A 12,949-nucleotide genomic window follows, 5' to 3' on the forward strand; every position below is an offset into this window, starting at 1 on the left:
TTTATATCCAAATTCAGAAATGAGGCATTGGTATGGATTATCGCAAGTTGGGACAAGAGATTACGGAATTGGTTGGGAAGAAGGATAATATCGCTCGGCTTACGCACTGCGCAACCCGACTACGATTCGAACTGCACGATATCTCCAAAGCGGAGACAGAAAAACTCAAAGCACTTCCAGGTGTCATTACCGTTGTGAACAATGGTGGACAATATCAGGTCGTTGTGGGCAATGAGGTGCAGCAGGTCTACCGAGTTATCACTCAGCAGATGGGTTCTGCTACCCGAAGTGCGGAATCCAAATCGGATTCTGGCAAAAATAACGGACCAAAACAAAAACAGAGCTGGATCTCCAGATTCATCAGCGTGATCTCAACAACATTTACTCCGGTAATTCCGGCAATCATTGGCGCGGGTATGATCAAAGCGATATTAGCCGTACTTGTGCTGACAGGCCTTGTAACGACGGAAAGCCAAAACTACTATATTCTTAATACCATTGCGGACGCGGCTTTTTATTTCATGCCTATTCTGCTGGCTTATGGAGCTTCCATTAAATTTGAAACTAGTCCCATTCTGGCGATGACAGTTGCCGGCGTGTTGTTACACCCGGGATGGAGCGCCATGATGGCGGAAGGAAAAGATGTGTTTTTCATCGGTGTTCCAGTTCGACTAACCGATTACGCGGGCTCCGTGCTGCCGATTATTATCGTCGTTTGGCTCATGTCCTATATTGAACGTTTCGCGGATCGGGTATCGCCTTCAATGATCAAATTTTTCACGAAACCAATGCTTGTACTATTGATTACAGCACCACTTGCATTGGTGGCGATTGGACCTTTCGGAACGTACCTGAATGATCTGGTTGCCATGGGTGCAGAAGCGATTAATGCCAGAGCCAGTTGGCTGATTCCTTTGTTAATGGGAACTTTGCAACCATTCCTGATCGTAACAGGCACTGCATGGGCGATGACACCGATTGCAACTAGCCAACTAACCAAAAATGGATATGAAATGATCAACGGCCCGGGAATGCTCGCGTCCAATATTGCTCAAGGTGGGGCCACCCTTGCTGTAGCATTAAAAACAAAAAACAAAAAACTGAAACAGCTCGCTGCTTCATCCGGTTTCACCGCCGTACTGGGCATCACGGAACCATCCTTGTACGGAGTAACTTTGAAACTGAAGAAACCCTTAATTGCCGCAATGATTGGTGGTGGTGTAGCAGGGATATATGCTGGTCTGACCGGATTAGTACGTTATGCCTTCGTTTCTCCGGGTCTTGCCGCGTTACCTGCCTTCATTGGAAGCAATCCGATGAACATCGTTCATGCCATTGTGACTTGTCTGATCGCTTTTATCGTTACTTTTGCTCTGACATGGATCATTGGTTTTGAGGATCCAGTGGATGATGAAGAAGAAGGCAATACCAACGTTAACGATGACAAGACACTTTCCGGGCTGTCTTTTCAAGACAACACTCTAAGCACGCAGTCAGTTGCAACAACAAATGCGAATGGACCAACCCAAAATGAATTACGCCCACTTACGATCGCAAGTCCGATGCAAGGGGAATTAGTCCATCTAGACCGTGTACCAGACGATGTCTTCTCTTTGGGATTACTGGGTAAGGGCGCTGCTATCATTCCTGCCAAAGGAGAACTGTATGCTCCGATCGCAGGTGAAGTTACGGCTTTCATGGACTCCAAACATGCGGTGAAATTAAATGGTTACGATGGAGAAGAGGTGCTCATTCATATTGGAGTGGATACCGTAAACCTGAAGGGGCGACACTTCGACTCTTCCATTAAAGTAGGGGATCGCGTAAAACGGGGGGACTTGTTGATCCGCTTTGATATCGACGCCATCAAGGCAGAAGGCTACGAAGTCATAACCCCGATCATTATCGCCAATTCGGATCGTTTCCCGGACATTAAGCTGGAGAAGCAGAGTCCTGTGGAGGTTGGAGCGACGATTATCCACCTTTCGTAACAAGCTTAATATGGTCCGTCATATATCTTAATCAACATTAAAATGAAGGAGTGTTTGAGATGTTATATCAACACACCAAACCATTCCCCAATGAATTTCTGTGGGGAGGCTCTACCTCGGCCTACCAAGTCGAGGGAGCCTGGAACGAAGATGGCAAAGGCCTGTCCGTCATCGATATGTGTGATCATCCGGCTGGAACCGCCGATTTCACGGTTGCGAGCGATCACTATCACCGATTCAGAGAAGACGTGAAGCTTTTTGCAGAGCTGGGCCTCAAAGCATATCGTTTTTCGATTGCATGGACTCGAATCTTGCCTTCAGGCACAGGGCCTGTTAATGAAAAGGGACTCGATTTTTATCACCAATTAATTGACGAATTGCTGCTCCATGGTATTGAGCCCATTGTGACCATGTATCATTTCGACTTACCCTACGAGCTTGAGAAAACCGGAGGATGGAACAACCGGGGGACGATTGATGCCTTTGTGGAGTACGGGCGTATCTTGTTTGAGCATTACGGGCATAAAGTGAAATATTGGTTGACCATTAATGAGCAGAATACAATGATTCTCCATCCCGGTGCTATTGGTACACCAAAAGGCGGACGTCTGCCTTCCAGTAAGGAACTGTATCAGCAAAATCATCACATGTTTGTGGCTCAAGGCAGAACGATGCGACTATTTCATGATATGCTCCCGCAAGGCAAGATTGGTCCTGCATTAAACATGACCTCCATGTACCAGGCAACCTCCAGACCAGCAGATGCAATCGCTGCACATAACTGGGAGACAATTCGTGGATGGGGTTTTCTCGACTTATCGGTGTGGGGACGGTATAATCCATTATTCTGGAGTTATGTACAGGAACGCGGCATCGAGCCGGTTATTGAGCAGGGTGACATGGAAGATATCCAGTCTGGCAGCCCCGATCTGGTAGCAATCAACTACTACTCGACGGCAACCATTGCCGCCAGTATGGGAGATGCGTCGGATGTTACAGCTCGTGCGGGTGATCAGCAAATTATGCTTGGTGAGCAGGGAGTCTACCGAGCCGCGGAGAATCCTTATACCGAAAAAACAAAATATGGCTGGGTCATCGATCCGATTGGCCTAAGGTTAACATTGCGTAAGGTATGTGAACGATATGGTCTCCCGATTCTAATTACGGAAAATGGTATAGGAGCCCCAGATATACTCGAGGCAGATTACACGATTAACGACACGTACCGGATTGATTTTATTGAGAAACATCTGGAACAGATCAGACTGGCTCTGACGGATGGTGTGGATGTGATTGGTTATTGCCCTTGGTCCGTTATTGACGTGGTAAGCACCCATCAGGGTTATGGGAAACGCTACGGCATGATCTATGTAAACCGTGGTGAACAGGATCTGAAAGACTTGAAGCGTTTGAAGAAGAAAAGCTTCTCGTGGTATCAAGAGGTCATTAAACAAAATGGCAGATGTATCGGAAATTCGGATCAGGCGGTCACGAAAGAATAAAGGATCGTGATGAATGCATGAAAGTAATCAAAATATTAAATAACAGCTTGCTTCTGACCAAAGATGAACAGGGGCAAGAGATGATTGTCATGGGAAAAGGGTTGGCGTTCAAAGGCAAAGTTGGCGAGCGACTGGATGAAGAACACATCCAAAAACGATTCATTCTGCAAAATAATCCGTCTGCGCAGGCTTACGTACGAACCATCGAAAACATGCCGGAAAAACATGTGAATGTCATAAATAAACTGATTACCAATGCAAAAGAAAAGTTGTCTCTTGACGACCAAATCTTCTTTACGCTTATGGATCACTTGTCATTTGCCATTGAACGATGGAAAAAAGGTGTAGCACTACAGAATCGCATGTTATGGGAGATCCAGAGGTTTCACCCTGTTGAATTCGAACTTGGCCTTGAAGCCGTTCAGTTGCTGAATCTAGAACTGGGGGTTGAACTGCCGGAAGAAGAAGCAGGGAATATCGCTTTTCATTTCGTGAATGCCCAAACGCATGAACAGAATATGGAGCGCACGATGCAATCCGTTAAGATGTTAAAAGATATTTTTAATCTGATACAATACACCCTTGATATGCAATTGAACAAAAATTCCATCCATTATGTGAGACTTGTCACACACCTGCAATTCTTCATCCAGCGTTTACAAGAAGGGCGTCTGGGCAATTCGGCGAAAGATTTTATATTTCAGCACATGGTGAAGGAGCATCCGCTTGAATACAAATGCGCGGAGATGATCAAAACCTACGTGCAGAATATGCTGGACATCTCCATATCGAACGAGGAATTATTATATTTGATGATTCACATTGCTCGAATTGTCCAGGAGGAACAGGGTGATGATGGACGATTATAAAGCAAAGTTAAAGTTGTATTCCCTTAACTCTTTTTCGGGAAAGATATTTTCTAACTATGACCGTTTTCTCGTATTTTATCGGGAAACGGTCTTTTATTTTTGCAAATATGTAGCGGCTTTTTGATATTCCATGATTAACGAACTTCTGATTCCTAAAATCATAATTACCAATTGATAACATTTTATTATAATTATTGTAAATTCGTTATATGTAAGCGCTATCTAAAGAGCTATAATCTATTTATCTGGATGTTAATCCGTTCAGAAATACTTAGACCAGATCAAGAGGAGGAATTGTATGAAACGGTTAGGTCAATGGAATATAACAGCCTTGGTTCTTGTGCTCGTACTTGCCATGCTTCCATTTTCGAATGTCTCACATGCAGCCAAGGCAGTTACGGAAGTGGAAGGAGGCCATTTGAGTACAAACTTTGAAGACGGTACACTTCAGGGATGGACTCCACGTACAGGTAACGAAAGGCTGACAGTGACACAGCAGGAGGCACACGAAGGTCAGTCCAGTATGCTGATCGCCAACCGTGAGCGTTCCTATCATGGACCGATGTTATCCATGAAGGATCTGCTTGAGCGTAACCAAGAGTACGAAATTACGGCATATGTAAGACTTACCCAGGAGCCCATCACGGATCAAACACTACAGCTCACCACATATAAAAAAACAACTGCTGAAAGCTGGAACCCGATCGGTAGCGTGAAAATTGCCAAAGCAGAGTGGAATACATGGCACAAGATCACCGGAAAATTTCAGTATAGCGATGATCCCACTGAATTGAATTTGTTCATCGAAACACCCTACATCTCTGAAGGTAGCGTAGATACGTTATCGTTCTATGTGGATGATGTATCATTTACTCTGGCCGAGCAACTGGAGATTGAAGAAGGTATTCGGTCTCTGGAGGACCTGTATCAAGATGATTTCCCCATTGGTGCAGCGGTGTATCGCTGGCAGTTGGAAGGCGCATATGGACAACTTCTCACAAAGCACTTTAACAGCTTGACCGCAACCTATGAGATGAAACCGAAGTACATGTCTCCTTCCGAGGGTGTTTATGAGTTCGAGGCAGCCGATCAATATGTTCAGTTCGCCGAGGAGCATGGTATGGGCGTACGCGCACATGCGTTGTTGTGGCATATTGATGCAGCAGAGTGGATGTTCAAAGATCCTCAGGGTAACCCTGCGAGTCGAGAATTACTGCTTGCCCGGATTCAGGATTACGTTGAAACCGTCATGACCCGATACAAAGGTAAGATCTATGCCTGGGATGTGGTAAACGAGGCGATTGCGGATAGCAATGGTGATGCCAACGGTTTACGTAAAAGTCCCTTTTATGAACTAATCGGTCCGGATTACATTGAGAAAACCTATGAATTCGCTCGTGCAGCAGATCCGAATGCCAAATTATATTACAACGAATACTTCACGGAAGTCCCTGAGAAAAGAGAGCATATGTTTCAGTTGGTCAAACGACTGAAAGATAAGGGGCTTATCGATGGTGTGGGTTTGCAATCCCACTATAACCTGGAATCCCCTCCCATCAAGGAAATTGAAAAAACGATCAACATGTTCGCCGAACTTGGATTGGATATTCAGATCACGGAACTGGATGTGGATAGCGGAATTCCATTTGGTGAAGAGATGTCGGATGAAGTTGCGGTAAAACAGGCGTATCGATATAAGGAACTGTTGGATTTGTACCAAAAACACAAAGATCACATCTCTTCAGTTACCTTATGGGGACTCCAAGATGAGAAGTCTTACAACAACCAGGCTATGCTGTTTGATTCAGCCCTGAAGGCCAAAAAAGCATACTGGGGGCTCGTGGATGAATCAGGCTTGCCTGTTTTGACACAGAGAGCCGTCTCACTTTCGGGTAAACCGGATATCAAAAAACATTCACAAGATCCACTCTGGAACAAAGCGGTGTCTACTCCACTGAAGGGCGACTCTTCGGGATCAGCCAGTTTCCGCACCTTATGGGATCAAAGTAACCTGTATATCCTTGTGGATGTTCAGGATGCGAAGGCAGATGTGAACGACAGAGTAGATATCTTTGTTGATCTCAATAATGGCAAGACCACTTCATATGAAGCAGATGACCGACACGTAATCATTAAGCGGTCGGGCAAAGCTGAGGGCGTGGAGCAGCGTTCATATCGTGTACGCGAGACCAAAGCAGGATATCAGGTTGAATTGTCCATTCCGTGGGGTGGTATCCAAGTCGGATCAGAATATGAAGCCGGATTGGATATCCGTGTGACTGATGGCGGTTCAAGTGGGACACAACCTTATAATCCAATGTACTGGAATGATCGAACACAATCTCAGGAACAGGATACAAGCAAATACGGCGTGATTCAGCTTGCCCCTATGCCCAAATCTGCACAAGCTGTACAAGGGATTGTTCAGATTGATGGGAAGAAAGACACATCATGGAATAAGGCTGTACCATTTGAAGTAAAACGGTTGAATGAGAACGAAGGTGCAGAGGCAGTCGCTCGGGCAATGTGGACAGGTGAGTATCTATACCTGCTGATCGACGTCACTGATCCAAACATCATCACAGATAACATCAACCCATGGGATCAGGATTCGGTTGAGATTTTCCTGGACGAGAATCACCAGCGCACACCGTATTTTCAATATGATGATGCCCAGTTCAGAATCAGTGCAGACAATGTGGGAACCTTTGCAGGGGGTGCCTCACCCGGACGCCTTGTAAGTGCTGTGAAGAAAACAAATAAAGGATATCTCGTAGAAGCCCGAATCCAGTTACATTCACTGACGCCCAAAGCAGGAAATGTTCTCGGTTTCGATCTTCAAATTAACGACAACCAGGGCGGAGGTAAACAGAACGTAGCCAAATGGAATGCTACGACCAATGAGAGCTGGAGAAACACTTCCCAGTACGGAATACTCACTTTTGTCGGAAAGAACAAGCTCGGGCATTAAACCATCAACAATAATTGTAAGAATAGAAACCATCATAACAGTGGATAAAACTCAACCATTGTTGTGATGGTTTTCATCATTTAAAGACGTCACTCAAGCTGATGAGGCGTGATACAATCTGCCTTGACTGTATTAAACAGCCCTTGATATACTAAATGGATGTTATTTTATTCTTTTATGGGGATAAGAAAGTAATCAACTACATACAACCGTTTGCGAGGGAGCCTTAACCGGCTGAGAGGGTGTTAAACCGACCTTACCTGATTTGGATAATGCCAACGTAGGGATGCAACGATGAAACACTGTACTTGGGTAGCTCATGCGAACCCTCTTGTTTTAGTGTATTTGTCTGCGAAACATCCTATGGATGTTTCGTTTTTTTGTTTTTAAATACGTACATTATGAATTGGAGGAACATATGTTGACTATTTCAGAGAGACTATATCGGGCGGCACAGCCTGTGTGGAAGGAATGTCTTGAGCATCCCTTTGTGAAAGGAATCGGAGATGGTTCCTTACCGGTTGAACAATTTCGTTATTATTTGTTGCAAGACTACTTGTACCTGTTCGATTATGCCCGCGTATTTGCACTGGGTATCGTCAAGTCGCACGACCCCAAATTGATGCAGTTTTTTAGTAAAAATGTAGATAACATCCTGAATGGCGAAATGAAAATTCATCGATCTTATATGGAACGACTAGGGATTACAGAGGATCATGTTTTTCAGGTAAAACCTGCACTAAAAAATGCAGCCTATACTAACTATATGCTCTCTGTTTCCCATGCGGGTGGCATAGCAGAAGTACTTGTATCCATTTTGGCCTGCTCATGGAGCTATGCGGAGATTGGTCAAGCCCTTGCTCAAAAACCAGGTGCAGTTGATCATCCTTTTTATGGAGAGTGGATCACAGGATATGCTTCCTCTGAATACAACAGTAACAATCAATCCCTTGTGACGTTAACGGATAAGCTATTAGAGGGGTGTAGCGAGGGAACGTACCAACGGATGGAAGATATTTTCGTGATGTGCAGTCGCTTTGAGCTTGATTTTTGGGAGATGTCATGGAGGCTGGAGCTTTGAGTTCAATGGTAGTTAATTCAATTTAGAGAGCAGCGTCCATAAACAATAAGAGGGCATAAAAGTTCGTATTGAAGAGGGAGGTTATCCCCCCTTGCTTCATACGAGCTTTCGTTTGTTACCTTTTGTTTCTCTCGTGGAGCTGCAACGATACCGAAAAAAGGGTGTCAGGACGGAATGTTCATAGCAGTTTGAATATTTTTCAGATCGAGCTGAATTTGCTCTGCAATATGGTAAGGGTGGTATAAGCCATGCTGCACCATGTAATTTGATATCTTTTCATGAGAGTCTATGGCTTCATCGAGCTGTTTCATCAAAATTTGTTTGATTTCGGGGGTGGCACATTCGGTCACAGCCATGGCGTAGTTTCTGACGCTGCTCTTGGCGTTCATCAAAAAATCCATTGCAATCACGTCATCGGTCAGCGTATTAAGACCAGTCATGTGTTCTAATATTGGGTTCATTTTTTTATCTCCTATACAGTCGCTTTAGACAGCACTCCACCGAGCTCCTGAAGCTGCTGTTGTGATAATATCGCATCTTGTTTCAAAATTTGTTTGAGCTCCGGGTCGGTTACCAGAGCTTGCATCGTCTTACATTTAGTCATGCAAACCGTCTTGAACGCAGCTATTTCATGCACCTCGAGCATCTCATGCAAAGCGTAAGTGGAATTCATTCAGATTGTCCTCCCGTGTATCTACTCATATTTAAGGCTTTAAGATGACTTTAATGCAATCGTCCGTTTTTGTATCGAACACTTCATAGCCCCGCTTGGCCTCGCTGAGCGGAATGACGTGCGTAACAATGTCCCCAGGGTTCACTTTGCCAGACGTCACCAACTCGTACATGTATGGCATGTAGTGAATGACCGGAGCTTGTCCGGAACGGATATTCACGTTTCGCTGCATGATGTCACCGAGTGGGAATCCGTTATAACGTCCGCCGTATACCCCAGTGACTTGAATGGTACCACCTTTGCGGACAGCCTGAGATGCAATGATAAATGCGCTCATGGTGCCGCCTTGCAGTTTCATACCGCTGGCTAGAAATTCAAGATCGCTCATCTTGCCGTCCATTCCTACCGCATCAATCACAACATCGGCGCCGCCTTTGGTCATTTCTTTGAGAGTGTTCCCAATATTCTTATCCTGTTCGAAGTTTACGATTTCCACATTGTTCGTTCGCTTTGCATGCTTTAAGCGGTAATCGACATAGTCGACGGCTATGACCCGCTTAGCACCTTTCAGCCAGCAGAACTTCTGGGCCAGGAGTCCGACCGGACCGCAGCCGAGCACGATGACTGTATCACCATTCTTAACGCCGGCGTTATCTACGCTCCAGAATGCTGTCGTCATGGCATCGGCGATCAAACTTAGCTTTTCGTCCGGTTGTTCGCAGTTCTCAGGGATCTTAAAATGGGTAAAATTAGCAAATGGGACCCGTAAATACTCGGCTTGCCCGCCGGGATATCCGCCGGTCGTTCCGGAGTAGCCGAAATAAGCGCCCATATCCCCGTGCTCGTTGGAATTGTCACATTGGCTTTCCAGCTGATTTTTGCAAAAAAAGCATTCTCCGCATGCGATGTTAAACGGAATGATCACACGGTCGCCTTTTTTTACCTTGGTCACGCCAGGACCTACTTCTTCTACGATCCCCATCGGCTCATGTCCGATGACATAGTTCTCCTGAAGGTTAGGGATCATCCCGTGAATCAGATGAAGGTCAGAACCGCAAATGGCGGTACTGGTGATCTTTACGATCATATCGTCCGGTTTCACAATCTTCGCATCCGGCACCTCTTTGACCACAACATTTTTAACCCCTTGATACGTTACCGCCTTCATGCTTTATGTCCTCCAATATGCTCATCTGGGGTCCGATCAAACATCCCTTTACGTGACGTATCTCCCGGGAACAGATTCATCTGCCCGATCATCACCGTATTTTTCGCCGAAAGCTGATCGAGTTGGTACTGTTCGTTCAGCTCATAAGGATGAAACCATTTTTTGCGAATCATGAGCTCCGAGATTTCTTGGTGCATTGCAATCCCCTGCTTAAGATGAGTATGCAGCAGGGCTCTTACATCCGGTGAAGCCGTTTCCGTCAGGGCGATGGACATATTACGTACCCCCTCCTTGGCACGAAGAAGGAAGTCCATGGCAAAAGTCATATCTGCCATTTCCGGCATATTCAATGAATTAATCGGATCTAAATAATCGGTATTCATCTGAGTTCCCCTTAATGTGTTATAGGTGTCGGATTATTCGGAACGGGTGCTTGAAAAGGAGCTCTTGCGTAGATTGCTTGCAGCTCAGCGATCTGTTGTATGGATTGAATTACGTCTTTCTGCATTAATGCTTTTAGCTCTTGGTCAAAGACCAGGCCTTGCATAAGTTTCGACTTAGCGATGCAGAGCGTTTTGAAGTTTAACGCTTCATGCAGTTCCATCGATTCGTGCGGCGCTAGCGTTGGATTAGCCATTCAGAAATGATCCCCTCCTTTTTCATCAAGATTAGATTTTCCAATGCATCGGATCTTATACTAATATGGATCACCGGAGAGGTAAGTTCCGAATATTCCCATCAGTCGCAGGGATATAAACAAAATCTCAATCCCATACTTATTTCTGTCTAAATGAATGATTTTACTGAAGGAAGGAGAAGTCACGGTGCCCAATAAAAACAAAATTGATCTAGCAACCGAAAACGCAAGAAAACCGGCAGAAGATGCACTTAACTCGAGTGGTAGTAATACGCTAGAGCAGCATGCATCTAACGCGGTTTCTGAGGTGCAGACGGCTTTAAATCAGGCAATAAGCTTGTTAAGTGAATCTAATGCAACAAATTCACAAGCGTTGGAGATTGCCAGGCAGCAATTGACCCGAGCAGAGGAATTTTTAGATCAAAAGCTAACTTCAGCAAACGCATTACGTCTGCCGGACCAACAATAAAACGGTTTTGGTACAGATAAGCTTGGCAGAGTTTTGCATTGACGATCGGAGGAAGCATTTTTCCTAGCACATGTAGTCACCGTCAACATGCTTCGGCTTACGCCGAAGTTTCTTGTATTTTTAGATGTATCGGACATTTTCAAAATCGAGGTTGAAAAAGAATGATTAAGGGCCAGGCATTAGAAAAAGTCTCGAACATAATTATAGGTAATATCTATTCAACTATGTTGAGGAGGACATCATACAGCCTATGTTACCTATGGAAGAATATTTTGGTAAGTTAGAACTCGTTCATTCCTTTTACGGGGCTATGCCTACAGGCGTTAGTGTATCCGAAACCGGGCGTATCTTTATTTGCTTTCCAAAATGGGGAGATGACGTTAGATTTACGGTAGCGGAAATTGTTGAGGGTCAGATGCAACCTTATCCTAATGTAGAAACGAATTTGATCAACCCATTAAATATTGTTATGTCCTTCATCAGTGTTCAAAGTGTTGTTGCAGATGGAAGGGGGACCCTGTGGGTACTGGACACGGCTGCACCAAATTTTTCTGAGCCAATTAAAGGAGGGGCAAAATTAGTCGCGGTAGATTTAGAAACAAATACAATTAGAAAAGTATATACATTTGCAGATGATGTAGTCTTGCCGACAACGTATCTAAATGATGTCCGATTTGACTTTCGTGTAGGAAAAGCAGGTTACGCATATATAACGGATTCTTCTTCCAATGGGCCAGGCGCTATTATCGTCGTAAATTTAGAAAACGGAAATGCGTATAGACGGTTGCATGGAGCAAGCTCGACCTCACCCGATCCATATTTTGTGCCAAAAGTGGAAGGTAAAATTTTGATGAATCGAAACGCGGATGGTTCGACATCTCCCTTTCGATTGGCCTCTGATGGTATAGCCATTTCCCCTGATGGAAAAATGTTATTCTATTGTCCATTAACCAGTCGCCAGCTATACTCGATCTCAACAGAATCGTTAAGAGACAGAACGATACCGGATTTTAAGTTAAGTGATCTTGTGCAGTATTGGGGAGAGAAGGGTGCATCTGATGGGATGATCACGGACGCAAAAGGAAACGTTTATGCTGGAGATTATGAAAACGATAGTATTCGAAAGATATTGCCAAATGGAATCATGGAAACCATCGCTCATGATCCCCGAGTTTTATGGCCAGATACGTTTTCTATTGGTCCGGATCAATACTTATATGTAATTGTGAACCAATTACATAGGCAGGCGAGATTTCATTATGGAAGAGACCTGCGACAAAAACCTTATAGTTTACTACGTATAAAAGTTGATGAATTACCGGCTCCTACCTTTTGATATACATCCCATTTTTAAAGTGGATTTTTATTTACGTAGAAATGTATTTTATTTTTTTATACATGATCCAGTAAGCGTACAACCCTGTCAGCTCAAAAAGACATGATTAAACATTTTAACAACAAGCCCTGATATAATAAGCAAATAGCAACTATCTATTTTCTATGGAGGTGAGGCTATTGAAAACAATCGGGGTAGGATTCTTACATGCACAGCTCTATGCAAAGCCAGTGAAGGATATGGCAATGCTTT

At 44.4% G+C, this 12,949-nt stretch carries 12 protein-coding genes and 1 riboswitch; of the genes, 7 read left to right on the forward strand and 5 right to left on the reverse strand.

All coding sequences use genetic code 11. The features are described 5' to 3' along the window. The first annotated feature begins 32 nt into the window (after positions 1-32). The 5 genes from MHB43_RS17010 to tenA all read left to right on the forward strand — a co-directional run bounded on the left by MHB43_RS17010 (position 33) and on the right by tenA (position 8,414). Positions 33-1,991, forward strand: coding sequence for a beta-glucoside-specific PTS transporter subunit IIABC (locus tag MHB43_RS17010; protein WP_221821361.1), 1,959 nt, complete (start codon positions 33-35; stop codon positions 1,989-1,991). Between the two features lie 59 nt (positions 1,992-2,050). Next, on the forward strand, positions 2,051-3,493 hold the full coding sequence (locus tag MHB43_RS17015; protein ID WP_221821362.1) for a glycoside hydrolase family 1 protein: 1,443 nt from the start codon (positions 2,051-2,053) through the stop codon (positions 3,491-3,493). A gap of 17 nt (positions 3,494-3,510) precedes the next feature. Further along, positions 3,511-4,362 carry a PRD domain-containing protein gene (locus tag MHB43_RS17020; RefSeq protein WP_221821364.1) on the forward strand — a complete coding sequence of 284 codons (852 nt, stop codon included), beginning with the start codon at positions 3,511-3,513 and terminating at the stop codon, positions 4,360-4,362. A 298-nt stretch (positions 4,363-4,660) separates the two neighbouring features. Then, positions 4,661-7,333 carry an endo-1,4-beta-xylanase gene (locus MHB43_RS17025; RefSeq protein WP_405117566.1) on the forward strand — a complete coding sequence of 891 codons (2,673 nt, stop codon included), beginning with the start codon at positions 4,661-4,663 and terminating at the stop codon, positions 7,331-7,333. Between the two features lie 207 nt (positions 7,334-7,540). Continuing rightward, positions 7,541-7,638, forward strand: a riboswitch (TPP riboswitch). A 113-nt stretch (positions 7,639-7,751) separates the two neighbouring features. Continuing rightward, the gene (gene tenA / locus MHB43_RS17030; protein WP_405117567.1) at positions 7,752-8,414 is read left to right on the forward strand and encodes a thiaminase II; all 663 of its coding nucleotides are present in this window, start codon (positions 7,752-7,754) and stop codon (positions 8,412-8,414) included. A gap of 164 nt (positions 8,415-8,578) precedes the next feature. Here the strand turns inward: tenA and MHB43_RS17035 are convergent, their stop codons facing one another. The 5 genes from MHB43_RS17035 to MHB43_RS17055 are packed head-to-tail and all read right to left on the reverse strand — an operon-like array spanning position 8,579 to position 10,892. Continuing rightward, entirely contained in the window at positions 8,579-8,875 is a 297-nt protein-coding gene (locus tag MHB43_RS17035) for a spore coat protein (protein ID WP_047843175.1), read from the reverse strand. An 11-nt stretch (positions 8,876-8,886) separates the two neighbouring features. Then, entirely contained in the window at positions 8,887-9,087 is a 201-nt protein-coding gene (locus tag MHB43_RS17040; protein ID WP_221821370.1) for a hypothetical protein, read from the reverse strand. A gap of 31 nt (positions 9,088-9,118) precedes the next feature. Next, positions 9,119-10,255 (reverse strand): zinc-dependent alcohol dehydrogenase, encoded by a 1,137-nt coding sequence (locus MHB43_RS17045; protein ID WP_221821372.1) that lies wholly within the window; start codon positions 10,253-10,255, stop codon positions 9,119-9,121. After that, positions 10,252-10,638, reverse strand: a complete 387-nt coding sequence (locus MHB43_RS17050) for a spore coat protein (protein ID WP_221821374.1) — start codon at positions 10,636-10,638, stop codon at positions 10,252-10,254. Before MHB43_RS17050 ends, MHB43_RS17045 begins: the two co-directional genes overlap by 4 nt. 11 nt (positions 10,639-10,649) lie before the next feature. Then, on the reverse strand, positions 10,650-10,892 hold the full coding sequence (locus tag MHB43_RS17055; RefSeq protein ID WP_036615405.1) for a hypothetical protein: 243 nt from the start codon (positions 10,890-10,892) through the stop codon (positions 10,650-10,652). A gap of 187 nt (positions 10,893-11,079) precedes the next feature. Between MHB43_RS17055 and MHB43_RS17060 the strand changes: the two genes are divergently transcribed. Both MHB43_RS17060 and MHB43_RS17065 read left to right on the forward strand, forming a co-directional pair. After that, on the forward strand, positions 11,080-11,361 hold the full coding sequence (locus MHB43_RS17060; protein ID WP_405117568.1) for a hypothetical protein: 282 nt from the start codon (positions 11,080-11,082) through the stop codon (positions 11,359-11,361). A gap of 250 nt (positions 11,362-11,611) precedes the next feature. Next, the gene (locus MHB43_RS17065; protein ID WP_405117569.1) at positions 11,612-12,697 is read left to right on the forward strand and encodes an L-dopachrome tautomerase-related protein; all 1,086 of its coding nucleotides are present in this window, start codon (positions 11,612-11,614) and stop codon (positions 12,695-12,697) included. Positions 12,698-12,949 lie beyond the last annotated feature (252 nt).

Source organism: Paenibacillus sp. FSL H8-0317 (assembly GCF_045040685.1).
Lineage (GTDB): Bacteria > Bacillota > Bacilli > Paenibacillales > Paenibacillaceae > Paenibacillus.

Bases quoted from the DNA above. Each gene is read 5' to 3' on its own strand.
- MHB43_RS17010 (WP_221821361.1), top strand. From the start codon at position 33: ATGGATTATCGCAAGTTGGGACAAGAGATTACGGAATTGGTTGGGAAG.
- MHB43_RS17015 (WP_221821362.1), top strand. From the start codon at position 2,051: ATGTTATATCAACACACCAAACCATTCCCCAATGAATTTCTGTGGGGA.
- MHB43_RS17020 (WP_221821364.1), top strand. From the start codon at position 3,511: ATGAAAGTAATCAAAATATTAAATAACAGCTTGCTTCTGACCAAAGAT.
- MHB43_RS17025 (WP_405117566.1), top strand. From the start codon at position 4,661: ATGAAACGGTTAGGTCAATGGAATATAACAGCCTTGGTTCTTGTGCTC.
- tenA (WP_405117567.1), top strand. From the start codon at position 7,752: ATGTTGACTATTTCAGAGAGACTATATCGGGCGGCACAGCCTGTGTGG.
- MHB43_RS17035 (WP_047843175.1), bottom strand. From the start codon at position 8,875: ATGAACCCAATATTAGAACACATGACTGGTCTTAATACGCTGACCGAT.
- MHB43_RS17040 (WP_221821370.1), bottom strand. From the start codon at position 9,087: ATGAATTCCACTTACGCTTTGCATGAGATGCTCGAGGTGCATGAAATA.
- MHB43_RS17045 (WP_221821372.1), bottom strand. From the start codon at position 10,255: ATGAAGGCGGTAACGTATCAAGGGGTTAAAAATGTTGTGGTCAAAGAG.
- MHB43_RS17050 (WP_221821374.1), bottom strand. From the start codon at position 10,638: ATGAATACCGATTATTTAGATCCGATTAATTCATTGAATATGCCGGAA.
- MHB43_RS17055 (WP_036615405.1), bottom strand. From the start codon at position 10,892: ATGGCTAATCCAACGCTAGCGCCGCACGAATCGATGGAACTGCATGAA.
- MHB43_RS17065 (WP_405117569.1), top strand. From the start codon at position 11,612: ATGTTACCTATGGAAGAATATTTTGGTAAGTTAGAACTCGTTCATTCC.